This window comes from Ensifer sp. BR816, from assembly GCF_000378985.1.
Taxonomy (GTDB): domain Bacteria; phylum Pseudomonadota; class Alphaproteobacteria; order Rhizobiales; family Rhizobiaceae; genus Sinorhizobium.
This window is the reverse complement of the sequence record NZ_KB905370.1, coordinates 4,301,356-4,325,243: the sequence shown is the minus strand read 5'-3', so window position 1 is coordinate 4,325,243 and position 23,888 is coordinate 4,301,356. Positions and strand designations below refer to the sequence as shown.

Annotated in this window: 22 protein-coding genes and 1 pseudogene; 16 read left to right on the top strand and 7 right to left on the bottom strand. The window is 64.0% G+C overall.

What is annotated here, in order from left to right:
* Window positions 1-53 precede the first annotated feature (53 nt).
* Window positions 54-1,181, top strand: a complete 1,128-nt coding sequence (locus tag RHIBR816_RS0120760) for an NAD(P)/FAD-dependent oxidoreductase (protein ID WP_034815549.1) — start codon at window positions 54-56, stop codon at window positions 1,179-1,181.
* Between the two features lie 62 nt (window positions 1,182-1,243).
* Here the strand turns inward: RHIBR816_RS0120760 and RHIBR816_RS0120755 are convergent, their stop codons facing one another.
* The gene (locus tag RHIBR816_RS0120755) at window positions 1,244-1,768 is read right to left on the bottom strand and encodes an Lrp/AsnC family transcriptional regulator (protein WP_018238517.1); all 525 of its coding nucleotides are present in this window, start codon (window positions 1,766-1,768) and stop codon (window positions 1,244-1,246) included.
* 48 nt (window positions 1,769-1,816) lie between these two features.
* On the opposite strand from RHIBR816_RS0120755, the gene RHIBR816_RS0120750 reads away from it, so the two are divergent.
* Window positions 1,817-3,004 carry an MFS transporter gene (locus tag RHIBR816_RS0120750; RefSeq protein ID WP_018238516.1) on the top strand — a complete coding sequence of 396 codons (1,188 nt, stop codon included), beginning with the start codon at window positions 1,817-1,819 and terminating at the stop codon, window positions 3,002-3,004.
* On the opposite strand, the gene RHIBR816_RS0120745 is transcribed toward RHIBR816_RS0120750, so the two are convergent.
* Window positions 2,993-3,892 carry a LysR family transcriptional regulator ArgP gene (locus RHIBR816_RS0120745; RefSeq protein WP_018238515.1) on the bottom strand — a complete coding sequence of 300 codons (900 nt, stop codon included), beginning with the start codon at window positions 3,890-3,892 and terminating at the stop codon, window positions 2,993-2,995. The genes RHIBR816_RS0120750 and RHIBR816_RS0120745 overlap by 12 nt on opposite strands.
* Window positions 3,893-3,993: 101 nt before the next feature.
* On the opposite strand from RHIBR816_RS0120745, the gene RHIBR816_RS0120740 reads away from it, so the two are divergent.
* The 4 genes from RHIBR816_RS0120740 (at window position 3,994) to RHIBR816_RS0120725 (ending at window position 6,794) form a co-directional block, all read left to right on the top strand.
* Window positions 3,994-4,602, top strand: coding sequence for a LysE/ArgO family amino acid transporter (locus RHIBR816_RS0120740; protein ID WP_018238514.1), 609 nt, complete (start codon window positions 3,994-3,996; stop codon window positions 4,600-4,602).
* A 45-nt stretch (window positions 4,603-4,647) separates the two neighbouring features.
* Complete coding sequence (locus RHIBR816_RS0120735) at window positions 4,648-5,280, top strand: LysE family translocator (protein WP_018238513.1); 633 nt, start codon at window positions 4,648-4,650, stop codon at window positions 5,278-5,280.
* Between the two features lie 13 nt (window positions 5,281-5,293).
* Entirely contained in the window at window positions 5,294-6,184 is an 891-nt protein-coding gene (locus tag RHIBR816_RS0120730) for a dihydrodipicolinate synthase family protein (RefSeq protein WP_018238512.1), read from the top strand.
* Between the two features lie 124 nt (window positions 6,185-6,308).
* A complete protein-coding gene (locus RHIBR816_RS0120725; protein ID WP_034816566.1) occupies window positions 6,309-6,794 on the top strand; it encodes a hypothetical protein in 486 nt (161 codons plus the stop codon).
* A gap of 89 nt (window positions 6,795-6,883) precedes the next feature.
* On the opposite strand, the gene RHIBR816_RS0120720 is transcribed toward RHIBR816_RS0120725, so the two are convergent.
* The gene (locus RHIBR816_RS0120720; RefSeq protein ID WP_157628217.1) at window positions 6,884-7,090 is read right to left on the bottom strand and encodes a hypothetical protein; all 207 of its coding nucleotides are present in this window, start codon (window positions 7,088-7,090) and stop codon (window positions 6,884-6,886) included.
* A gap of 5 nt (window positions 7,091-7,095) precedes the next feature.
* On the bottom strand, window positions 7,096-7,764 hold the full coding sequence (locus RHIBR816_RS34450) for a TetR family transcriptional regulator (RefSeq protein WP_018238509.1): 669 nt from the start codon (window positions 7,762-7,764) through the stop codon (window positions 7,096-7,098).
* 286 nt (window positions 7,765-8,050) lie between these two features.
* On the opposite strand from RHIBR816_RS34450, the gene RHIBR816_RS0120710 reads away from it, so the two are divergent.
* The 7 genes and pseudogenes from RHIBR816_RS0120710 to RHIBR816_RS38490 all read left to right on the top strand — a co-directional run.
* Window positions 8,051-8,614: a TRAP transporter small permease gene (locus tag RHIBR816_RS0120710; RefSeq protein ID WP_018238508.1), complete on the top strand. Its 564-nt coding sequence runs from the start codon at window positions 8,051-8,053 to the stop codon at window positions 8,612-8,614.
* A gap of 10 nt (window positions 8,615-8,624) precedes the next feature.
* Window positions 8,625-9,905 (top strand): TRAP transporter large permease, encoded by a 1,281-nt coding sequence (locus RHIBR816_RS0120705; protein ID WP_018238507.1) that lies wholly within the window; start codon window positions 8,625-8,627, stop codon window positions 9,903-9,905.
* Window positions 9,906-9,960: 55 nt separating this feature from the next.
* Window positions 9,961-10,977, top strand: coding sequence for a TRAP transporter substrate-binding protein (locus tag RHIBR816_RS0120700; protein ID WP_018238506.1), 1,017 nt, complete (start codon window positions 9,961-9,963; stop codon window positions 10,975-10,977).
* A gap of 85 nt (window positions 10,978-11,062) precedes the next feature.
* Window positions 11,063-11,923: a shikimate dehydrogenase gene (locus tag RHIBR816_RS0120695; protein WP_026187250.1), complete on the top strand. Its 861-nt coding sequence runs from the start codon at window positions 11,063-11,065 to the stop codon at window positions 11,921-11,923.
* Between the two features lie 488 nt (window positions 11,924-12,411).
* Window positions 12,412-14,301: a bifunctional sugar phosphate isomerase/epimerase/4-hydroxyphenylpyruvate dioxygenase family protein gene (locus RHIBR816_RS0120690; protein ID WP_018238504.1), complete on the top strand. Its 1,890-nt coding sequence runs from the start codon at window positions 12,412-12,414 to the stop codon at window positions 14,299-14,301.
* A gap of 167 nt (window positions 14,302-14,468) precedes the next feature.
* The gene (locus RHIBR816_RS0120685) at window positions 14,469-16,073 is read left to right on the top strand and encodes a hypothetical protein (protein WP_157628216.1); all 1,605 of its coding nucleotides are present in this window, start codon (window positions 14,469-14,471) and stop codon (window positions 16,071-16,073) included.
* Between the two features lie 329 nt (window positions 16,074-16,402).
* Window positions 16,403-16,492: pseudogene (locus tag RHIBR816_RS38490) on the top strand (EamA-like transporter family protein); the annotation flags it as partial.
* A 45-nt stretch (window positions 16,493-16,537) separates the two neighbouring features.
* Here the strand turns inward: RHIBR816_RS38490 and RHIBR816_RS0120680 are convergent.
* Window positions 16,538-17,695: a ceramide glucosyltransferase gene (locus RHIBR816_RS0120680; RefSeq protein WP_018238502.1), complete on the bottom strand. Its 1,158-nt coding sequence runs from the start codon at window positions 17,693-17,695 to the stop codon at window positions 16,538-16,540.
* A gap of 432 nt (window positions 17,696-18,127) precedes the next feature.
* Between RHIBR816_RS0120680 and RHIBR816_RS34445 the strand changes: the two genes are divergently transcribed.
* Window positions 18,128-19,468: a mechanosensitive ion channel family protein gene (locus tag RHIBR816_RS34445; protein ID WP_034816564.1), complete on the top strand. Its 1,341-nt coding sequence runs from the start codon at window positions 18,128-18,130 to the stop codon at window positions 19,466-19,468.
* Here RHIBR816_RS34445 and RHIBR816_RS0120670 read toward each other — a convergent pair.
* Entirely contained in the window at window positions 19,404-20,825 is a 1,422-nt protein-coding gene (locus tag RHIBR816_RS0120670) for a PLP-dependent aminotransferase family protein (RefSeq protein ID WP_026187248.1), read from the bottom strand. The two genes, RHIBR816_RS34445 and RHIBR816_RS0120670, sit on opposite strands and share 65 nt — an antisense overlap.
* A 94-nt stretch (window positions 20,826-20,919) precedes the next feature.
* Here RHIBR816_RS0120670 and RHIBR816_RS0120665 point away from each other — a divergent pair, with 94 nt between their 5' ends.
* Together RHIBR816_RS0120665 and RHIBR816_RS0120660 are read left to right on the top strand one after the other, a co-directional pair.
* On the top strand, window positions 20,920-21,783 hold the full coding sequence (locus RHIBR816_RS0120665) for a DMT family transporter (RefSeq protein WP_018238499.1): 864 nt from the start codon (window positions 20,920-20,922) through the stop codon (window positions 21,781-21,783).
* A 142-nt stretch (window positions 21,784-21,925) separates the two neighbouring features.
* On the top strand, window positions 21,926-22,426 hold the full coding sequence (locus RHIBR816_RS0120660) for a hypothetical protein (RefSeq protein ID WP_018238498.1): 501 nt from the start codon (window positions 21,926-21,928) through the stop codon (window positions 22,424-22,426).
* A gap of 24 nt (window positions 22,427-22,450) precedes the next feature.
* On the opposite strand, the gene RHIBR816_RS0120655 is transcribed toward RHIBR816_RS0120660, so the two are convergent.
* On the bottom strand, window positions 22,451-23,599 hold the full coding sequence (locus tag RHIBR816_RS0120655; protein ID WP_018238497.1) for an RHE_PE00001 family protein: 1,149 nt from the start codon (window positions 23,597-23,599) through the stop codon (window positions 22,451-22,453).
* Window positions 23,600-23,888: the final 289 nt, after the last annotated feature.

The window sequence follows — 23,888 nt, the reverse complement described above, 5'->3', positions numbered from 1 at the left end:
TGCACCGCAAGCTCGAATTGAGCAGGCCAAGCATCTCACCCGGAGGAACGTCCGTGGCAATTGAGGAGACAATCATCATCGGTGCGGGCCCGGCGGGCCTGGCCTGCGCCGCGGCGCTCCGCGCCGAGGGTTGTCGCTCGGTGGTCCTGGAGGCTCAGGACGAGCTCGCCGCATCGTGGCGAAGGCATTACGATCGCCTTCACCTCCATACGGCGAAAGGTCGCTCGGCGCTTCCGGGAAGGCCGATGCCCGCGCATTTCCCGAGATACCCCTCACGCTTGCAGGTCATCGACTATCTCGAAGATTATGCGCGTGCAAATGACGTTCGGATCAAGTTCGGCAAACGCGTCGCATCTGTTCGGAAAGCTGCGAAATGGGTCGTCGAGACGGGCGACGGCGACGTATTCGAATCGAGAGCCGTCATCATCGCCACCGGACTCTCGAAAGCACCGATCAGACCGCACTGGACTGGTCAGGAAACCTTCAAGGGGACCATCACGCATTCTTGCGAATACCGGAACGCAGTTGCTCTTGATGCACGTCGAATTCTGGTGGTCGGTTTCGGAAATTCGGCAGGCGAGATCGCGCTCGAATGCGCCGAAGCAGCCCTCGAGGTCGCCATGGCGGTCCGTGGGCCCATCAATGTTGTTCCGAGAGAAATGTTCGGCGTGCCAAGCGCGACGATCGCTATCCTTCAGCAACACTTTCCGTCGAGAGTAGTCGATGCGGTCAACGCACCGTTTCTGCACATGCGCTATCGCGATCTCGAGGGACTCGGCCTCAAGCGTTCGCGACAGGGGGCTTTGACCGCCATGATAGAGCGGGGCCGAACGCCCCTGATCGACATCGGCACGATTGCGAAGATCAGGGAAGGCCGGATCAAGGTGTACCCCGCCGTCGAAATGTCAGCGGGCTCGCGCGTGCACTTCGCGAACGGCGAGTCGGCGGAATTCGATGCGATTGTGCTGGCTACCGGTTACCGGCCCGCCCTCGAGACACTGCTGCCCGACGTAGTCGAGCGGTTTCAAGGTGCCGCCAAGCCACGGAGGGGCGAGCTTCATCCGGCGAGGGACGGCCTGTACTTTTGTGGCTTCAATCCTGCGACCACGGGCCTTCTGCGCCAGATCGGCATAGAGGCCCTGCAAATCGCGAACTTGGTCGCCAGGCCGGCGATCGCTTGATCCGCCATTGGCGTGGAACCGAACTGAAGCCGCCTGGCTCTGATGGGATAAAGATATCACTCCTAGCCCTTCACCCGTTCCGGCCATTCGCTCGTCGTACCCGGCTGCACCGGTCGTTCCAGATAGGTCGAAAGTACGACATAGCTTCGCGTCGCCTTGACGCCGGGCGTGTCGTAAAGGCGCGCCAGCAGGCCTTCGAGCGCATGCGGACTTTCCGTGCGAACCTTGAGCAGCATGCAGGTGTCGCCGGCGACCGAGTGGATCTCCTCCACTTCCGGGCACTCCTCGATCGCCAGCAGCGCCTGCGTCTTGCCCCAGCCGGTCGTGTCGACATGGACGAAGGCGAGCAGCGTCTTGCCGAGCGCCTCGGGATCGATCAGCGCCGCCACGCGGCGGATCGCCCCCGAGCGCCTGAGGCGCTTCACCCGCTCGTGCGCGGCCGGCGGCGAAAGCCCGACGCGTTCGCCAAGTTCGGCGTAGCTCGTCGTCGCGTCCTCGACCAGGACGCCTAATAGTTTTCGGTCCATCGCGTCGAGGTCACGCTCCGGTGGGCGCTTCCGCCGAACGTCATCTGTATTTTGATCCATACTGATATTTCCCGTTGATACCGAATTTGGTTCTGCAAATATGCAGGAATGACGAACATCGATCAATCCATTTCCGCCCTATCCGGCGACAGGGCGCGCATCCCGCCCTTCGCCTTCGTGCTGACCGCCGCGATCGGCGTCATCGGCTCCAATTCACTGGCGCTCGGGCCGGTCGCGCCGGAAGTGGCGCGGAGCCTCGGCGCCGACGTTCCTGCGGTGATGACGGCGTCCGCCGCCTTCGGACTCGGCACCGCCGCAAGCGCCGTCTTCCTTGGCCGCCTGATCGACCGGCACGGCCCGCGGCGCATGCTCGCGGCGGCGCTCATGCTGCTTGCTGCCGGGCTTGCCGGCAGCGCCGCCGCGCCGGCGCTGCCGCTGTTGGTCGCCGCCCAGCTCATCGTCGGCATCGCGGCGGGCATCGCACTTCCCGCCATTTATACGCTGGCCTCGCTGATCGCCCCGGCCGGGCGGGAAAGCGAGACGATCGGCCTGGTGCTGACCGGATGGACGCTGAGCATGGTGGCCGGCGTGCCGCTGTCGGCGGCGATCGCCGAATTCGCCGGCTGGCGCACCGTCTATGTCGTCGTCGCCGCGGCAACGCTGATCGCCTGCGCCGCCGTCCGGCGCGCAGCCGTCGCCGCAGGCGTCGCCGGCAAGGCGACATCGCCGCTTGCGGCGCTCAGCGTGCGCGGCGTCGCGCCGCTCCTCGTCGCCTGCGCTGCCTTCATGGCAGCCTTCTACGGTGTGTACGCCTATATCGGCGACCATCTAACTGCCGCCCTCGGCCTGCCCGTGAGTGCCAACGGCCTCGTCGCCGTCTCCTACGGCTTGGGCTTCGGCGGAGCGGCCTTCCTCGACCGGCTGATCGATCGCTTCGGAGCAGGCAGGCTGCTGCCGCTGATTTTCCTCGGCGTCGCCGGCGTCTATGTCGCGATGGCGGCGGCGAGCGGTTCCTATCCGGCCATGCTGGCGGTCGTCTTTCTCTGGGGGCTCGCCAACCATTTCGGGCTGAACGTGCTTATCATGCGCCTGACCGCGCTCGATCCCGCCAGGCGCGGCGCAATCATGGGGCTCAACAGCGGCGTTACCTATCTCGCCCTTTTCGCCGGCACGCTCGGCTTCGGCGCCGCCTATGCCGGGACGGATTTTTACGCTCTGCCCCTGGCGGCGGCAGGCTTGATGCTGGCAGCGGCCCTGGCGGCAGCGCTCGCGCCGCGCCACTCTTCAACGCAGTAGGCGGTGCTTGGCGACCAGGGTGACCTCGCGCGTAAGCTCGGTCAGCCGGTCGGCGGCAAGGCGGTTGATCTGCCAGTACAAGGGAACATCCAAGGGCGTGCCGGGGATCAGCTCGAGCAGCCGGCCGGACTCCAGATGCTCGCGCGCAAGCTGGATGGGATTCATCGCCCACCCCATGCCCGCAAGGCTCGCCTCGAGGAAGCCTTGTGTCGACGGCAGCCAGTGGGTCGGATAGGTCACGTCTTCCCCGAGCGCCTGGCGTATCCACCGGCTTTGAAGCCTGTCCTTCTGATTGAAGGTCAAGGCCGGCGCGCTGGCGATCGCCTCCGGCGTGACGCCATCGGCGAAATGCCGGGCAACGAAGTCGGGGCTCGCCGTCGCATGATAGCGAAGCGTGCCGAGAGACACGCGCCGGCACCCCTGGATCGGCTTTTCCAGGCTGGTGACCGCGGCAATCACCCGCCCCTTTTTCAGCCATTCGGCGGTATGGTCCTCGTCGTCGAGGGCGATGTTCAGCAGGTAGGGCGAACGCTTGGCGAAGTTCGATACGGCCGCAACGAACCAGGTCCCGAGGCTGTCGGCGCTCGTCGCAATGTTCAGCGTCACCCTTTGCCGCAGTTCACCCGGACCGACGAGGCCCGGCAGGTGCTCGAGCAGCTCGCCTTCGAGCATGCCGACATTTTCCATATGGCGGCAGAGCCATTCTCCCTTTTCCGTCGCGGTACAGGGATTGCCTCGGGCCACCAGGACGACGCCGAGGCGTTCCTCGAGCTGCTTCACCCGCTGGGAGATGGCCGAAGGCGTCACGTTGAGGATGCCGGCGGCCTTTTCGAAGCTGCCCGTCTGGACGACGGCCGCGACGGCACGGAGGGCGGGATAATCGAGCATGGCTTAGTTTCGCTTAATTGCACTTAGCAACATTAACTAGCCTGAATACTCCCGTCGCGATACCGGAAACGCTCATCTCGTTTCCGGAGCGCTTTGCAGGCATGAATTTTTCGGTTTACGTCACGGGCCTGCTGATGGGGCTCAGCCTGATCGTGGCGATCGGCGCGCAGAATGCCTTCGTGCTGCGCCAGGGGCTGCGCAACGAGCACGTCTTCGCCGTCTGCCTTGCCTGCGCGCTATCCGATACATTGCTGATCATCCTGGGGGTAACCAGCTTCCGGCAAATCGCCACGCTCTTGCCTTGGCTCGATCCGGCCATGCGCTACGGCGGTGCGACGTTCCTGATCTGGTACGGCGCCAAAAACCTCTATTCCGCCTTGCGGTCGTCCGGAGCCTTGGCGGCCGGAGAGGCGAGAGCGTCGAGCCTTCGGCAGACCGTTGCGACCTGCCTGGCGCTCACCTGGCTCAATCCGCATGTATATCTCGACACCGTCGTGCTGCTCGGCACGATCTCGACCCGCTTTCCGGGAGGCGAGCTTTCGTTCACGACAGGCGCGGTAACCGCCTCCTTCCTGTTCTTTTTTTCGCTCGGCTATGGCGCCACATGGCTGCGACCGGTCTTCTCAAACCCGCTGTCCTGGCGCATCCTGGAAACGCTCATCGCACTTACAATGTGGATGATCGCCTCTAAACTGTTGAGCGGGATGTGATCTCCGTGTCTCGCACCTCTCCTCGGCTCATAAGGTCCCAAAAGCTTGTCCACCTCCGTCCACCAGCTTCTGCTTGTCTACGCCGCCTATGTGATCGCCGCCGCCAGTCCCGGCCCCAGCAACATGCAGATCATGGGGGTTGCGATGAATAACGGCAGACGAGCAGCGCTTCTCCTTGCAGCCGGCGTCGTCAGCGGATCGATCTTCTGGGGCATGATGGCCGCCACCGGCATCTCGGCGCTGCTGACCCGCTACGCCGAAGCCCTGATCGTTCTCAAAATCTTCGGCGGCCTCTATCTCCTCTATCTCGCCTTCAAGGCTGTAAGGGCGGCTCTATCTTCCGGCGGCAAGGCGGTGCAGCCGCCGGGTGACGATGCGCTCTACGGATCGGCTCTCTATCGGCGTGGATTGCTGATGCATCTCACCAATCCGAAATCCGTGCTCGCATGGATCGCCCTGGTGACGCTCGGTCTCGGGCCGGATGCGTCGTGGCACAGGCTTGCGGCGATCCTCGGCGGCTGCGCGGCTCTGAGCGTGACCATCTTTTGCGGCTACGCCCTCGTTTTCTCAACCGCGCCGATGGTGCGCCTCTATCGGCGCGCGCGGCGCTGGATAGAGGGTCTGTTGGCCGTGTTTTTCGGCGTGGCCGGCCTGCGGCTCTTGTTGTCTCGCGCTTGAAGAGGAGGCGATCGTGACGCTCTTCACCGGTCTTTCGGCCTTCTCCATCACTCCGACCGATGCTGCCGGCCATGTCGCCACGGGCGCACTTGCGCGTTTGCTCGAGCGTATTCATCTCGCCGGCGTCGACTCGATCGGGCTGCTTGGCAGCACGGGCGGCTACGCCTTTCTCTCACGCGGCGAGCGGCGACGCGCCGTCGAGGCGGCGATGGACTCCGTCGGCGGCAAGACACCCGTCATCGTCGGTGTCGGGGCGCTTCGAACCGACGAGGCGCAGGCATTGGCGCGGGATGCCAGGTCCGCCGGCGCCGACGGCCTGCTGCTGGCGCCCATGTCCTATACGCCGCTCTTCGAAGAAGAGGTCTATCAGCACTTCGCCGCTGTCGCCGATGCGGGGCAGTTGCCGCTCTGCATCTACAACAATCCTGGCACCACAAAATTCACCTTCAGCGACGCATTGATTGCGCGGCTATCGAAGATCGCAAACATCGCGGCGGTGAAGATGCCGTTGCCGCAGGACGGTGCCTTCGAGGGCGAGATGGCGCGCCTTCGCGCCGAAACGTCACGAGGCTTCTCGATCGGCTACAGTGGCGATTGGGGAGCTACGGCGGCGCTGCTGGCGGGCTGCAACGCCTGGTACAGCGTCATCGCCGGCCTTTTGCCCGCCGAAGCCTTGGCGCTTACCCGGGCCGCGCAAGCCGGCGATGTTGCCGAGGTCGAGCGGCTCGACCAGGCATTTCAACCCTTGTGGAGCCTGTTCAAGGCCTTCGGCAGCTTCCGCGTCATGTACGCGATCGCGGAGGCGCTCGGCCTTTGCCGGACCGACCCGCCGCGCCCGATCCTGCCATTGCCGCACTCCGAGATGGCAGGAGTCAAAAACGCCCTTGATCGCGTGCTTGGCTGACCGGTCGCGGGAATCCGCATCCAAGGCCCTTAATTGTGCGAGATCTTGTTGAGCCCTTTGGCGAAGTGTTAGTCGTTGGAACCAAAGGATTGAAGACCTTCAGCGGATGATCCAAGAGAAACGCATGGAACGTAAGAAACCGCTCTATCGAAAGGTAAACACCCGAACCCACGGGGTACGTCACGGCCACGGTGGCGAATGGCGATGGTCCCGTAATAAAAAGGCTGTCAAACAGGACGACGCCCATCATGGTTCGATGCAGTCTCACCACCGGCATGGGCTGGACTACACGCCATTATTCAAGTTTCTTCTCTCGCGTATCGGCCGGGATTGGGATGAAACTTACAGCGAAGCTGTCGCGCGAATAGATCGTCCGGATCCCATCTTCTGGCTCGTTGCACGGAGCGCGGAAGAAAGGACCCCATATGTGCGGATCGGTGAGAGCACGTACTATAGCGGCCTCTATGTCGATGACGACAAACGTTTGGCTTTGGTGGACCCTACCCTCACAGTCGACGATATGAAGCCGACATGCTGGTGCTGCACGCATACCTTCAATGGTGAGCGCTTTACCCAATCCTACGACGACACGTTAGGTGGAACGAGATAGCGGGGTCGGCCTCATGTCACACAGCGATGCGGCAACAACCAACCGGCCTTGCCGCGCCCACTGAGAGCATAGCACCCGCGCCGCTGGCATCAGGCCGCCAACAGGGCTCCCGGCGGGGCGAAGGTCTGGCCATGCTTGATGGCGATGCCGATCACCCGCTCGATCGCCTCCGGTGACGGCGGGCCGGATGGCGATCCGACGGCGTTGGCAACGCCTGCCTCGTGGAAGAAGGCTTCGAGACCCTGGGCACAGGTAATCAAGAGGCGCACCGCCGCTGGTCTGGGGTAGGTCCGCACTCGCGTCAACCGCGCACCGGCTCGGCACCCCCCTCCCCGCCCTTCAGATAGCTCACCACCGCATCGGCGATCATCGTGCGGTGGCGGCCGATCGTTTCCGGCTCGGAGAGGTCACGGCGGAAGATCGTGCCGAAGGTGTAGCGGTTCGAGACGCGGAAGAAGCAGAAGGCGCTGATCAGCATATGGATGTCGATCGGATCGGCCTTGCGGCTGAAGCTGCCGTCGGCAAGGCCGCGCTGGACTATGGCATCGATCGTCTGGATCACCGAGACGTTCAGTTCGCGGATCGCCTCCGAGCGCAGCATGTGGGCGGCGTGGTGGATGTTCTCGATGCTGACGAGGCGGACGAAGTCGGGATTGGCCTCGTCGTGGTCGAAGGTGGTGGCGATCAGCGTGCGCAGCGCCTGTTCCGGCGGCAGGTTGGCGAGCGCGAGATCGGCCTCCAGCGTGCGGATCTTGCGGTAGGAGCGCTCCAGCACGGCGAGATAGAGCGCTTCCTTGCTGCCGAAATAATAGTAGATCATCCGCTTCGAGGTGCGCGTCCGTTCGGCGATCTGATCCACCCGGGCGCCGGCCAGGCCGTGGGTGGAAAATTCCTCCGTCGCCACCTCAAGAATATCTTCCTGTGTTCTCGCCGGATCGTTTTTCCTGCCGTTCATCTGCCGTTCGGCCATTGTCGTGCGCTGCCCCGCTCTTCCACAAGCCCTTGTTCCGTCGACCTTATTGCCCGTTTTGCAGGTCGAGCGGGAGAGCCCTCTCCCAGGCGATGCATCAAGACATATTCACCTTGACCCTTCCTTTCAATAGCAAGCCGCTTGACATCCGAACTAGTTAGTACATTTTAGAGAGACAGAGCCGGACACGCGGAGGAGCGCGGGGTCCCGGCGGCCGGCTAGCCGGAACGGGAGAGGGAAGCGGGCGCGAGCGTCGCCGGCTTCGCTTGCTGCTTGGGAGGAGCGCATGACCCGCATTATCGATTTCTATTTCTTCGCGCTGAAAGTGACGATCGCCCTGCTGCTGGCCGGCATGGTCGTGCTCGTCTTCGGCAATGTCGTCCTGCGCTATGCGTTCAACCAGGGGATCACAGTTTCGGAGGAGCTGTCGCGCATCTTCTTCGTCTGGCTGACCTTTCTCGGCGCCGTCGTCGCCATGCGCGAACACGGTCATCTCGGCGTCGATACGCTGATCAAGCGGCTGCCGCCCTTCGGCGCCAAGGTCGCTGTTTTGTGCGGCCATGCGCTGATGCTCTATGCCACCTGGCTGATGATCAGCGGCAGCTGGGCGCAGACGCTGATCAACCTTCATGTCGGCGCGCCGGCGACCGGCCTCTCCATGGGCTTCTTCTATGGCGCCGGCCTGGCCTTCGGCATTCCGGCATTCCTGATCCTCCTTTCCGACGCCTTCGCCATCGCCACCGGCCGCATCGACGTGACGACCGCGGCCTTGGTGCGCGAGAGCGAAGACGAATTGGCCCTCGACCATCTTCCCGAGCCCGCCCTCGGGCCGGTCTCTGCGAAGCGCTGAGGAGGCGACGATGACGGTTTCCATCTTTCTCGGCGCACTGCTCGTCCCCATGGCGCTCGGCGTGCCGATCGCCTTCGCCCTGATCCTGACCGGCGTGGCCTTGATGCTCTATCTCGGCCTGTTCGACGCGCAGATCGTCGCCCAGAACGTCTTGAACGGCGCCGACAGCTTTCCGCTGATGGCGGTGCCCTTCTTCCTGCTTGCCGGCGAGGTGATGAACACCGGTGGCCTTTCGCGCCGCATCGTCGCGCTGGCCATGGCGATGGTCGGCCATATCCGCGGCGGCCTCGGCTTCGTGGCGATCTTCGCCGCCTGCATCCTCTCCAGCCTCTCGGGCTCGGCGGTCGCCGATGCGGCAGCCCTCGGCGCGCTGCTCCTGCCGATGATGCTGAAGAGCGGCCATGACGCGGCCCGCGCCGGCGGCCTGCTTGCCTCGGCCTCGATCATCGGCCCGATCATTCCGCCGTCGATCGGCTTCATCCTCTACGGCGTCGTCGGCGGCGTCTCGATCACCAAGCTGTTTCTTGCCGGCATCTTTCCCGGGCTGATGATCGCCGCCGCACTCTGCATCACCTGGTTCCTCGTCGCCCGCAAGGAGCAGTTCGAACTGCCGCCGCGCGAAAGCGGCGCGGTGCGGCTCAAGGCCTTGGCCGACAGCATCTGGGCGCTGATGCTGCCGGTGATCATCATCGTCGGGCTGAAGTTCGGCGTCTTCACGCCGACCGAGGCGGGCGTCGTGGCCGCCGTCTATTCGCTGTTCGTCGCGATGGTCGTCTATCGCGAGCTGCCGCCGGCCCAGCTGTTCCATGTCTTCGTCGCGGCCGCCAAGATCACCGCCGTCGTCATGTTCCTGGTCGCCTGTGCCGCGGTCTCGGCCTGGCTGATCACCGTCGCCGACGTGCCGGGCGCGCTTGCCGCCCTCGTCGAGCCGCTGATGGACAACCAGACGGCGCTGCTCATCGCCATCATGGCGCTGATCGTCGTCGTCGGCACCGCCATGGACATGACGCCGACCATCCTGGTGATGACGCCGGTCTTGATGCCGATCATCAAGCAGGCGGGCATCGACCCGGTCTATTTCGGCGTGCTGTTCATCATCAACAATTCGATCGGCCTGATAACGCCGCCGGTCGGCACCGTCTTGAACGTCATCTGCGGCGTCTCGAAGCTCTCGATGGAGGAGCTGATGAAGGGCGTGATGCCCTTCCTGATCGCCGAGCTGATCGTTCTTTTCCTGCTCGTCCTGTTCCCTGAGCTGGTGACCGTTCCGGTCTCCTGGTTCGGGCACTGACTTTTCACGCTTCAACACGGCCGGCGGGAGTGCCGGCCCAACCTGGGAGGATAACATGTTGAACAGACTGACCAAGCTGGCACTGGGCCTTGCCCTGCCGCTCGCTTTGATGACCGCCGGGCCGACCAATGCGGAGATCCGCGACCAGGCCATCAAATTCGCCTCGGCCAACAACAAGGGTCACCCGCAGGTGACCGGCATGGAGAAGTTCGCCGAACTGGTGAAGGAAAAGAGCGGCGGCAAGATCGAGGTCAAGCTCTTCCCCGGCGGCACGCTCGGCGGCGACGTGCAGACGATCTCGGCGCTGCAGGGCGGCGTCATCGAGATGACGGTGCTGAACGCCGGCATCCTTTCCAACAACGTCAAGCAGTTCGGCGCCGTCGACCTGCCCTTCCTGTTCAACAGCGGCGAGGAAGCCGACAAGGTGATGGACGGCCCGTTCGGCGAGAGCCTGACGAAGCTGCTGCCCGATACCGGCCTAGTCGGGCTTGGCTATTGGGAGCTCGGCTTCCGCAACCTCACCAACAACCGCCATCCGGTGACCAAGCTCGAGGACATCAAGGGCCTGAAGATCCGCACGATCCAGTCGCCGATCCCGCTCGAGCTCTTCAACACGCTCGGCGCCAACGCCGTGCCGCTGCCCTACACCGAACTCTACACGGCGCTCGAGACCGGAACGGTCGACGGCCAGGAGAACCCGGCGGCAAACATCCTGAACGCCAAGTTCTACGAGGTGCAGAAGTACATGACGCTGACCCGTCACCAGTACAACCCGCAGATCGTGCTCGTCAGCAAGAAGTTCTGGGATGGGCTGAACGACGAGGAGAAGGCCGTGCTGCAGGCGGCCGCCACCGAGGCACGCGACTTCCAGCGCAAGGTGTCGCGCGAGAAGGATGCCGAGGCGCTCGCGGAGATCAAGAAGACCGGCATGGAGGTGAGCGAACTCAGCCCGGAGGAGACGCAGAAGCTGCGCGATGCCGTCAAGCCGGTGATCGAGAAGTTCAAGGCCCAGATCGGCAGTGAGACGGTCGAAGCGCTGTTCAAGGAGATCGGCACGGCACGCGGCCAGTAACGGCCGGCCGAGCCTCCGGTCCGCCTATTCCCAAGCGGCGGACCGGACGAAGCGCGACGGGATGGACAAAGTGGAACCCGAAAACATGACCGAAACGCTTGTAAGACCCTTGAAAGCCGGGCTGATCGGCGCCGGCATCCAGGCCTCGCTGACCCCGGCGATGCACATGGCCGAGGGCGCCGCCCAGGGGCTCAGCTACCACTACGAGCTGATCGACCTGCAGGCGCTCGGCGCAACGGAAGACGCCCTGCCGCGTCTCATCGCCGAGGCGGAAGCCCGCGGGCTTGCCGGCCTCAACATCACCCACCCCTGCAAGCAGGCGGTCATCGCCCATCTCGACGAGCTTGCCCCCGACGCCCGCCGGCTCGGCGCCGTCAACACCGTGGTGCTGAAGGGCGGCCGGCGCTATGGCCACAACACCGACTGGTGGGGCTTTGCCGAAGGATTCCGCCGCGGCCTGCCCGGCGCGGACCTCTCCGCCGCCGTGCAGCTCGGCGCCGGCGGCGCCGGCGTCGCGACGGCTTACGCGGGCCTCTCCCTCGGTCTGCGCCGGCTTACCGTCTTCGACCGCGAGCCGGAACGGGCCGAGGCACTTGCCGAAATGCTCGCTCCCCTCTTCCCCGAGGCGGACATCGCGCCGGGCAGAGATCTCGCCGCAGCCATGCGGGAGGCGGCCGGGCTGGTCCATGCGACGCCGACCGGCATGGCGAAATATCCGGGGCTGCCGCTCGATGCCGGGCTGCTTGAGCCCCGCCACTGGGTCGCCGAGATCGTCTATTTCCCGCTCGAAACGGCGCTGCTCAAGGAAGCGCGGCGGCGCGGCTGCCGCACACTGGACGGCGGCGGCATGGCCGTGTTCCAGGCGGTCGGCGCCTTCCGGCTGTTCACCGGGCTCGAACCGGATGCGGCGCGGATGCTGGAACATTTCAGGGCAATGACGGGGTGATGGCCTCAACTGCCGGGCGATACCCCCCTCTGCCCTGCCGGGCATCTCCCCCGCAAGGGTGGAGATGGGCAAAAGGCCCCGCCGGCTACCACGTTCACCGCCGTAGGGAGGCTGGCGTTGTCGACGAAAGAAAGCCGGGGAGCCCGCAACTAGCCAATCTCCCCCCTTGCGGGGGAGGTGCCCGGCAGGGCAGAGGGGGGTGCCACACCCGCAGTCACCTCCCACAGCGAGGCTCGCATTGCCGATGCGAGAAAGCGGGGAGCCCGCATCTGGCCGATCTCCCCCTTGCGGGGGAGATGCCCGGCAGGGCAGAGGGGGTATCACACCCGCGGTCACCTCCCACAGCGAGGCTCGCATTGCCGATGCGAGAAAGCCGGGGAGCCCGCACCTAGCCGATCTCCCCCCTTGCGGGGGAGATGCCCGGCAGGGCAGAGGGGGGTATCACGCCCGCCTCCCAACATCGCACTCTAAAAAGCGAGGACAGGACGATGAAGACCTCGATAGCGACAGTTTCCTTAAGCGGCGACCTCACCGACAAGCTGCGCGCCATTGCCAAGGCCGGCTTCGACGGCGTCGAGATTTTCGAGAACGACTTCCTCGCCTTCGACGAGAGCCCGCGCGAGGTCGGCCGGATGGTGCGCGACTTCGGCCTGGAGATCAGCCTGTTCCAGCCGTTCCGCGACTTCGAGGGCATGCCGGAACCGCTCAGAACCCGCACCTTCGACCGGGCCGAGCGCAAGTTCGACCTGATGCAGGAGCTCGGCACCGACCTCGTGCTCGTCTGCTCCAACGTCTCGCCGGCCGCACTCGGCGGCATCGACCGGGCCGCGTGCGATTTCCGCGAGCTTGGCGAGCGCGCCGCCAAGCGCGGATTGCGCGTCGGCTACGAGGCGCTCGCCTGGGGCCGCCACATCCATGACCACCGCGACGCCTGGGAGATCGTCCGCCGCGCCGATCATCCGAATATCGGCCTCATCCTCGACAGCTTCCACACGCTGTCGCGCAAGATCGAGGTCAATTCTATCCGCTCGATCCCGAAGGAAAAGATCTTCATCGTCCAGCTCGCCGATGCGCCGCTGATCGACATGGACCTGCTCTATTGGAGCCGGCATTTCCGCAACATGCCCGGCGAAGGCGACCTGCCGGTGACCGACTTCACCCGCGCCGTGGCGGCAACCGGCTATGACGGCTACCTGTCGCTCGAAATCTTCAACGACCAGTTCCGCGGCGGCAACGCCAATGCCATCGCCGTCGACGGCTACCGTTCGCTGATCTATCTCGGCGACCAGGTGAAGCGCGCGGAGCCCGATATCCGGCTACCGGTCCCGGACATGCCGCCGCGCGTCGACGTGAAGGGCGTCGCCTTCGTCGAATTCACCGCATCCGAAGAGGAAGCCGGCGAGCTCGAAGCGCTGATCCGCACGATAGGCTTCCGCAAAGCGGCGCGGCACCGGACGAAACAGGTGCTGGTCTACCGCCAGGGCGCGATCAACCTGGTGATCAACACCGAGCGCGAAGGTTTTGCCAACGCCTCCTATCTGGTGCACGGCACATCTGCCTACGCTTTTGGCCTCCTGGTCGACGATGCGGCGGCGACCGCCGAACGGGCACGCGCGCTCGGCGCCGAGCCCTTCGAGCAGGCCGTCGGCCCGGGCGAGCTCAAGGTCCCGGCGATCCGCGGCGTCGGCGGCGGCCTCATCTATTTCCTCGACGACAAATCCGACCTCGCGAAAATCTGGGAGATCGAATTCGAGCCGGTGACCGACGACCAGCCGACGGCGCCGGCCGGCCTCACCGTGATCGACCACGTCGCCCAGACGGTCAAATACGAAGAGTTGCTGACCTGGCTACTTTTCTACACATCCTTGCTCGACGCCCGGAAGACGCCGATGGTCGACATCATCGATCCGGCCGGGATCGTGCGCAGCCAGGTGGTGGAAAACGACGCCGGCACGCTGCGGCTGACGCTGAACGGCGCCGAGAACCGCAACACGCTCGCCGGCCGCTTCATCGCCGAAACCTTCGGCTCCGGCGTCCAGCACCTCGCCTTCGCCACCGACGACATTTTTGCGACCGCCGCAGCGCTGAAGGCAAACGGCTTCAAGGCGCTGCCGATCTCGCCCAACTACTATGACGACGTCGAGGCCCGTTTCGGCCTCGATGCCGAGCTGGTCGAGCGGCTGAAGGCCGAAAACATCCTCTACGACCGCGACGAAAACGGCGAGTTCTTCCAGCTCTACAGCCCGACCTATGGCGAAGGCTTCTTCTTCGAAATCATCGAACGGAGGGGTTACCGCGGCTACGGCGCGGCCAATGCAATTTTCAGGATTGCGGCGCTGAAGAAGCATCTGCGGCCGGAGGGGTTGCCGAAGGATTGAGGGGGGTGGTGGGGCATCTCGGCCTTTGCCGCCTTGCGCCAACAGTAGTCGCGCGGCCTGTGCCGAGTAGCGCCCGCAATCGGACCTATTGCGGCCAAACCGCGTTGACAAATTGCAAAGCTGGCAAAATATGCGAACCATAATCTAAATTTACATATTGGGTTCGCATGTTCAGCTTCTTCAAAAAAAAGGTTTGGCCGCCCAACAAGCAGAACCCGCCTTGGGGAAGCGCTTCCTCAATCTACGCACATATTGCCACACATATTGACCCTGAGAAGCCAACAGGTTTGTCAGAAGAGGGTTACCGGCTTCCCGACGAACCGGCCCGTGATCCGAATAAGGTTTCATTCATGCCGGGCGCCATGGATGGAATAATGAGACACCATGGTTCTTCCAAACCGGAAGATCAAATCGTGTCGGAACTATATGCCGCGTTGAAGCAAGTCACTGAAAATGCGTCAGAAAGCAATGTTAGAGCCTTGTATTCACTGATCAAAGACGGCTCTGCTATCGGCGTCATCGATGCGCTTATTGAGAGAATTCGACTTGAAATGTCTTTGGACGCAGGCCGATTGTATGAGATCGTATACTGGTTCACGACACAAGCTGCTGACAGAGAGCCGGTGAAATTCTCAATGGCGTTGCTGGGTCTGCTCAGGGGAAACGATGACTCGGAGATTTTCGTGACGCTAGGTCGACATGACGAATTCACGCTTTACTCCGCGGTCGCAATTTCAAGTAACGAAAGCTACGGCGATAAAGTCCTGTGGAAGTTGGCCAAGGCAGCTGAAGGATGGGGTCGAATCAACGCGGTCGAGCGGCTTGCCACCACAGTTGATCCGGAAATCAAAGACTGGCTAATTCGCGAAGGCTATAAAAACGCGGTGATGTATGAATATCTGGCCTGTATTTGTGCCAGAACTGGTGACCTGCACCTTGCGCTTCAGGCGGATCGAATTGACGATGACCTCTTCAACTCAGCCTGCGAAATCGTCGATACCCTGATAGCCGGCGAAGGCGGACCAGCTGAAGGCTTGTCTGACTACGAGCACGGCTGTGCGGTCGTTGGTGCATTGTTGGAACATGGAAAAGACAAGTTTGGTTCCGTTTCTCACTATTCGTTCCTTTCCAGGCTAAAAGACAGGCTTGATGAGCATCAGTCTGGTGAAAGAAAGCTGGAGCACGATTGGTCTGACGCCGCTGTGGACCACATATCCACAAGACTCGCCGACTTGGTTGCCAAAGACCATTGGAAGACGGTGATTTTGAGCGCTCTTGAGTCTGGAGACAGGCAGGAGTTTTGGAATGCAAGCAGAGCATGCCAGAAATTTGGCATCGATCCTTGGCCATACTTTTTCAACCGCACCGAGGCTGGCGAAGGCTATTGGTGGGATTTGATGCGCATTTCCGATGAAGATCGCATTGATCAAGTGCTGGAACTCGGCTTGAAATGCATTCCGCTTGATAAAATCGCGACCGGCCCGGGCAACGAAATGGGCCTCGGCCTTGAATACTCAGCGCATAGCGCTTTGGACTTCGTTATACAGGACCTCGGGAAATTCCCCGGCAAGGGCTGGGCGTTTATTGCTGCGGGTTTACAAAGCCCGGTGGTGAGAAACCGCAATATGTCAATTCGCGCCCTGTCCGATTGGGATAGAAAAGACTGGCCACAAGAAGCCCTGACCGCCTTGAATCTGCTAAAGGAATCCGAAACCAACGGCGATGTGCGAAAGCGGATCGAAGACTTGTTGGCGGGAAAGGGGATCTATTGATCCGTACCAATTGCCAGCAAAAAGACTGTCATTCGTACTTGAAACGGAATTCAACAATGCGCCCCTTCTCCGTTATTCCAGGCGCGTTGTCTAACTTCCAAAAGCCGACCTTCCCTACGAAGTATCGAGGGCTCCCTGCTGTCAGGTAAGCGGCGTGTGCGAGCGACGATTGACGCGTCGGGCCGTGTTATCGAGCCAGCTCACATACTGGCTGAGCCTCCACCCAAGCGGCATTGGCAGCAACCGCTCGGGCAGTTTCTGCTGAAGCCGGATTAGCTTGCTGCCAGAACGACATTCAAACTTAGCATTTTGATCGCCGGAGGTCTGATCCGTCCGGTGCTGCCGACGCGCCCCTGCACGCCTACGCAGGTGGTTCCATTGGCGTGATATTCGTTGCCGCAGGACAGCTTCTGGCCGCTAGCAGGAGGCCAGCACAATGCGGCTGCCCTCATCCCGCCCGCTCGCTACGACGTACTCACCAGCGGCGGCAGCCCGCTCGTTTCGAGCCGGGACTCCTGCGAGCCGATCGACATCCTGTTGCCGCGCCAGTCGGCGCTGCCCGCGAGCCAGCTTCGGACCCAGATGATCGGCAGCAACAGGTCGCGGATGAACATGGCGACGAGCGACCAACGGGAGAGATGCCAGTTCTTGCGATGGACGAGGAAAAATTCCGGCAGGTAGGCGGCGGTGACGACAAGGGCGGCGATGGCAGGCAGGCTGTGGCCCGCAGCGACGGCGGCGAGCGCCGACATGAGGAGCGGCGGCACGATGCCGGCCAGGATTTCCGGCGCGAAGAACTGCGGAAAGGTGACGCGGCGCAGCCGCGCCCAGCGGCACTGCCGGGCCCAGACCTCGCGGAACGTCCTTGTGCCGAGCGGCTGGTCGAACGGCGCGGAAACCAGGTGCACCTTCAGGCCGAGGCTTCTCACCAGCTTCGTTGCGGCCGCATCCTCGGCGATCTCGGCCGCCAGCGCCTGGATGCCGCCATTGGCATCGAGCAGGCTCTTGCGCCAGAGCATGCTCTTGCCCTGGGCAAAGCCGAAGCCCAGCGCCTCGCCGGCATATTGCCAGCGCGCCTGGTGGGCGTTGAGGAAGGCGCATTCGACCTCCGCCCAGAATCCAGCGGGGCGCGACCCGAGCGGGGTCGAGCAGACCAGCCCGGATTCCAGCCGCCACGCCGCCATCAGGCGGATCAGATAATCGGCCGGCATCAGCACATTCGAGTCGGCGAGCACCACCCATTCATGCGAAGCCGCAGCCCAGCCCTTGACGCAATTGTTGAGCTTGGGATTGGCGCTGATCCGGTCGTCGCCGATGAGGATCGCCGCGGGAAAGCCCGGGTGGCGCCGGCGCACGGCTTCGATCAGCGGGATCACCGCATCCTTGGCATCGGCGACGCAGAAGATCACTTCGTAGTCCGGCCAATCCAGGCGAAAGGCGCTTTCGAGCGTTTCCCGGGAAAATTGCTCGATGCCGCAGAGCGGGATGACGAGGGAGACGGGCGGCCGATCCGGCGTCCGCGGCTGCGGGCCGAGGCGCGGCCAGATCCGCCAGCCCGCGATCATCAGGCTCAACAGGTTGATGGCCAGAAATACACCGGCGGCGAACAAGATCAGCATCATTTACCCGGGTAACGAGCCGCGATTCCAACGAACGTGAGTTCCGGATAAACATCATTGCAAGGTGACAGGCAGATGACAGCGGACGTTTCTTTTGGGGCGTGGCTGAAGCACCCCCTCTGGCCTGCCGGCCATCTCCCCCACAAGGGGGGAGACTATGTGGGGCTGGCCCCTCGCTCCGACCGAAGCGCTTCTGCACGGAGACGTTCCGATAGGGGCGCTACGGGCGCCACAGCTACTCTCCCTCCTTGTGGGGGAGATGGCCGGCGGGCCAGAGGGGGGTGGCCACCCGCGTTCGCCCGCGTGTGGGACGAATTGAACAAATCCCCTGCCCGATTGGTTATACGACTGCGCAGTGCGCCTTTTCAGGCGCTCGACGTCCGCTGCCTGTTTCCTGCCCGAATGGTGCCGCGGAAGGTTGCAAAGACAATGCCGATGGATTTCGTCGAGACCATCAATGCCACCGAAGTGTGGCTGCAGAGGTTCGTGCTCAACGAGTGGACGCTCTATCAGTGCGCCGTGATCGTCGTCGGCTACTTCGTTTGCGGCCTGCTGGCCAAGCGCCTGGAGCCGGCCCTCGAAGCCCGCGCCCGGACGATCAGGGGAAACCCGGACCTGCTGCGCGTCATCATCGCCTTCATGCGGCGGCTCAAATGGCTGTTCCTGATCGTCTGGCTGTGGATCGCCGATGTCATGCTGTCGCGATACGGCTGGCCGTCCTATCGCTGGCTGGTGGGCACGGTGCTCACCCTCGTCGCCGCCTGGTTCATCATCGTGGTCTTGACCCGCATCATCCGCAACCAGACGCTGGCGCGCATCGTCGCCGTCCTCGGCTGGCTCTATTTCGCGCTCTACGCGCTCGGGCTGGACCGCCCGGTGCTGACGGCGCTCGACAATGCCGCCATCAATCTCGGTGCCGTCCGGCTTTCGCTGCTGCTCGTCATGAAGGCGGTCGTGCTCTCGGCCGCGATGATCTGGCTCGCCGTCCTCACCGGCAACATGTCGTCGAACTGGATCCAGAAATCCGCCGACCTGACGCCGTCGCTGAAGGTGCTGATCAGCAAGCTGATCAAGATCGGCCTCATCGTGCTGGCCGGCACGATCGCGCTGTCGGCGACCGGCATCGATCTGACGGCGCTCACCATCTTTTCCGGCGCCGTCGGCGTCGGCATCGGCTTCGGCCTGCAGAAGGTGGTCTCCAACTTCATTTCCGGGATCATCATCCTGCTCGACAAGTCGATCAAGCCGGGCGACACGATCACGCTCGGGGAAACCTTCGGCTCGATCCGCGACCTGCGCTCCCGCTTCGTCTCGGTCATCACCAGGGACGGCAAGGAGTATCTCATCCCCAACGAGGACTTCATTTCCCAGCAGGTGGTGAACTGGTCGTTTTCGAGCGACTATGTCCGCATCGAGGTGAGCTTCGGCACCTCCTACGACAGCGACCCGCACGAGGTGGTTGAGATCGCCATCGCCGCCGTCAAATCCATCCCGCGGGTCACCAGCACCTATGCCCAGCCGGTCTGCTGGCTGACGGGCTTTGGCGGATCGTCGCTCGATTTCAAGCTCCGGTTCTGGATCTCCGATCCGGCGAACGGGCTGACCAATATTCGCGGCGAGGTGCTGATGGCGCTCTGGGACGCGTTCAAGGCCGCCGGCATCTCGATCCCCTACCCGCATCGCGAGATCATCATGAAGACGCCGGTCGAGGTTACCGGCGCAGAAGCGCCGCCAGCGCGCGAAACAGCCGCTCGTCCTCGCACTGCGCCACGTTGAAGCGCAGGAAACCGCCGGCCGTCTGCGCCTGGCTGAAGACATTGCCGGGGGCGAGCACGATGTCCCTTTCGAGCGCCCTTCTCGCCACGTCCGCCGCATCGGTTCCGTCCGGCAGCCGGCACCAGAGAAACATGCCGGCCTGCGGCTCCAGCCAGGGGACGATCCCGATCTCGCCGAGCCTGGCGATCGTCTCGGCCATGGCGCGCGCCAACCGCTGGCGCACCGTTTCCATGTGCCTGCGGTAGCTGCCGTCCTTCAGGAGCGTCAGCACCAGCTCGGCAGAAAAGCCGGCGCCGCCGAAGCTCGTGGCGATCTTCAGGTCGGTCAGCGGCTCGATCCAGCCGCGCGGCGCGGCAATGAAGCCGCAGCGCACCGCCGCCGACAGCGACTTCGAAAAGCTGCCGATATGCACGACCCGTTCGAGCCCGTCGAAGGCCGCGAGCCGCGGCGCCGGCGCTTCCTCGAAGTCGGCGAAGATGTCGTCCTCGATGATCGTCAGGTCCGACTGGTCGCCGAGTTTTAAAAGTCGATGGGCGACGAGCGGCGAGAGCGTCGCGCCGGTCGGATTGTGGAGCGCGGAATTGGTGATGTAGAGGCGCGGCCGGTGCGCCTCGAGCGCTTCGGCGAAACGTTCGAGGTCCGGTCCGGCAGGCGTATAGGGGATCCCGATGACGTTTGCCTGATGTGCCCTGAGCAGCGCATGGAAATTGAAGTAGCACGGATCGTCGACGAGGACGGCGTCGCCGGGTTTCAGCAGGAAGCGGCAGAGAAGATCGATCGCCTGGGTGCCGGATTCCGTCAGCATGACCTGCTCCGGCGACGCCTCGATGCCGTGCTGCGCCAGACGGCGGGCGAGAAGTTCGCGGAGCGGCAACAGCCCGAGCGGCGGACCATATTCGACGAGCGTCGCGGCACTGCCGCGCGCGACCGAACGCAAGGCGCGCCGGAGACCCTCTTCCGGCATCCACGCGGCCGGCAGCCAGCCGCAGCCGGGCTTCAGTACATTTCCCCCCGCTTCGAGCGCCTGCCGAGAAATCCACAGGGGGTCGACCTCGCGCTGAACCCGCGGGCCGATTTCGGCAAGCGACAGCGGCGCAAGCGGCGCGGCGACGAAGAAGCCGGATCCGGGCCGCGAGCGGATCAACCCCTCCGCCGCCAGCCGCTCGTAGGCCTCGACCACGGTCGACTTGGAAACCTTGAGGCTCGTCGCGAAGGCGCGGATCGACGGCAGCCGGGCGCCGGGTGTCAGGCTGCGCCCGGCGATCCGGTTCCTGACGGTTGCTACGACCTTGGCGATCAGCGTCTCGCCGTCCGCCTCGATTTTCTGGGCTTTCATCCGTACCGGCACTTTCACCATGACAGTTTGGCAAAACTGTACCCCACCGTATCTGGAAAGGCCAGCCGTCCGGACCGATACAGGGCGATATCGGCATTGAGCATGGGAGCAGGGCATGGACAGGATCACCAGCGGCTGGATGAACGGAATGATGGGTGTGCTGATCTTCAGCGGCTCGCTGCCGGCGACGCGGGTCGCGGTGATGGACTTCGACCCCATCTTCCTGACTGTGGCCCGGGCGACCATCGCCGGCATGCTCGCCTTTGCCCTGCTCGTCGCCTTTCGCGAAAAGCGGCCGGCGCGCGGCGATCTCCTGCCGCTCGGCATCGTGTCGCTCGGCGTCGTCGTCGGCTTTCCGCTGTTGACGGCGCTGGCGTTGAAGCACGTGACCTCCGCCCATTCGATCGTCTTCGTTGGCCTGCTGCCGCTGGCAACCGCGATCTTCGGCGTGCTGCGCGGCGGCGAGCGGCCGCGGCCGGCCTTCTGGCTGTTCTCCGGCCTCGGCAGCGCCATCGTCGTCGGCTTCGCGCTCCGCCAGGGTTTTTCCGCCTCGCCGGTCGGCGATCTGCTGATGCTCGCCGCCATTCTCGCCTGCGGCCTCGGCTATGCCGAGGGTGCGAAGCTGTCGCGCAAGCTCGGCGGCTGGCAGGTGATCTCCTGGGCCCTCGTGCTGTCGCTGCCGGTGATGCTGGGGCTGGCGCTTGCGACCCTGCCGATGAGCCTCGGCGACTTGCGTCCCGCCGCCTGGCTCGGCCTCGGCTACGTCTCGGTCTTCTCGATGCTGGTCGGCTTCATCTTCTGGTACCGCGGCCTCGCCCAGGGCGGCATCGTCGCCGTCGGGCAGCTGCAATTGCTGCAGCCCTTCTTCGGCCTCGCCTTGGCGGCGACCCTGCTCGGTGAAACGGTGAGCTGGACGATGCTCGCCGCCACGCTCGCCATCGTCGGCTGCGTCGCCGGCGCGAAGAAATTCGCCAGCTAGCCCGGCCGTCACCCTAAAGCTGTGTGCCTCCCCGGCGGCGGTCGATGTTAGTATCCGCACAAGGGGAACTTCCTGCCGGACGGCGCGTTGCCCCGGATGGGAAACCCGTCCGGCCTCGGACGTTTGGGGGAGGCACTCGCTGATGATCAGGCATTTACTCGTCGCAGCCATGCTGTCCCTTTTTGCGGGCACCGTTCAGGCCGATGAATCGGCCTTTCTTGGCTCGCTGGAGGGCAAATGGGCCGGCGGAGGCATGGTGAGGGTTCGCGTCGACAGGACGCCGATCAACGTCTCCTGCAACTTCGACTCGGAGGCGACCGACGTCGCCCTGTCGATGCGCGGCACCTGCCGCGGACTCATCGTCGTCTCGCGCTCGATCGGCGCCGATCTCCAGTTTACAGGTGTCAACTATAGCGGCACCTATGTCGGGCCGAGCGGCCGCAAGTCGACGCTCTTCGGCAAGCGCCGCGGCAGCGCGATCAATCTCACCATCCATTGGGCGCGGGAAGTGAACGGCGACCGCCGCGCCAATCTTACCCTGGAGCGGGTGGGTGAAAACGGCATGAAGCTCGTGACCGTCGACGTCGATCCGCGCTCCGGCAACCGCGTCGTCACCAGCGAGATCAATCTGCAGCGGAAGTAGCGGCGGCAGCGCCCCGAGCCAGAGTCAGATCACGCCCCAGCCGCGATAACGTCCCCGGCCGGTTATTTCCCGCACGCCGAGCTCGCGCACCAGATTGAGCGCGCCGCGCTGGGTAACGCGCAGGTGTCGGGCGATCATCGCCGTCGAGACGATCGGCCGGGAGAGGACGAGGTCGATCAGCCCGGGAAGGTTGCTGTTGGAGCGGCGGTCCTTGATCCGCATCTCCATCTGCGTCCTGGCGAGCGACAGCCGGTCGAGTTCCTTCAGACCGAGATCGGCTGCCACCGACATTGCCTCGAGAAAGGCGCTGAGGCGCGTCAGCCGGTCCTTGGCGCGGCGGCGCTCGTGCCGGATCGTCTTCAGCCCGGTATTGAAGGCCAGCACATGCGAGGCGACCTTGCCGCGATAGCGCAGATAGGCGCCGACGAGCAGCGAGCCGAGCCAATGCTGGCGACGCAGCGGCTCGATCCGCTCCCAGGCATCGAAGAGGATGGCCGCGCCGAGGCAGGCGGGCAGCTGATCGGCGGCGGAGAGCACGCCGCGCCAGGCATCGAGCCGCGCCCCCTCGTCCCATTCCTCGTCGAAGAGCAGTCCGAGCTGGCCGGTCGGTTCGGCCGCCGCCCTCTCCGCCGGTAAGGCGGCGGGCTCCGGGAGGCTGCCGGCATGGAAATCCAGAAGCCGCTGCGACCGGGCGATCGCCGCATCGAGCTCGGCGAATTCGTCGGCGAGCGGATTTTCGTCGCTGTCCTCGGCAGGTTCGGGCAGATTGTCCGGGCTTGGCCGGTCGCTTGACCGCTCCGGAGACTCGTCACTGGTGACGGTTGCGCCCTGCTCTCCCCTGAGCGCATTCAGCCCGGACAGGGTCAGCGCCCAGCCGGGCTCGGCCAGCTCCAGACGGCGCCGCGCCCGCAACACGGCGTGGGCGATCGTCAATTCGTGAGAAGGCGCTCGCGCATCCATGTGCGAATCGTGTAAAATGATGTCCTCGACATGGACGAGTTCGCCCGCTACCCAGAGGGCCGCCGCCGCGTCGAAGAACTGCCCGCGTTCGCGAAACCCCTCGGCCACGGCATGGCGGGCGGCGCGCTCATCGAGCCGGGCAAGCCCGTCCTCCGCGGCGATCAGGCCCGGAAGCAGCGCTGGATGAAGCGGATCGGGTGTTTCGTATCTCATTAAAAAGACGCAGCCTTTTGCTGAAACGGAAGCTAACACGCAATTTCGTTCCGTCACAGGGTAGGCAAAGATTGCCCACTGAAATTTCGCGCCGTGGCGGCGCTTGCAGTGGATGTCCGTCCCTGGCCCATCTCTTACCAAACGCCGGTAAAGAGACCGTTTCCGCCCGAGTTGACAGCTGTCAACAGCATCGATCCGGCGTCGCGTAAGGGCGTACTCGGATCACGGCGGGATGAGGCTTTCCCAGCGCGATCCCTCCTGCGGCATGGGCCGACTACCGCCTGTTGAC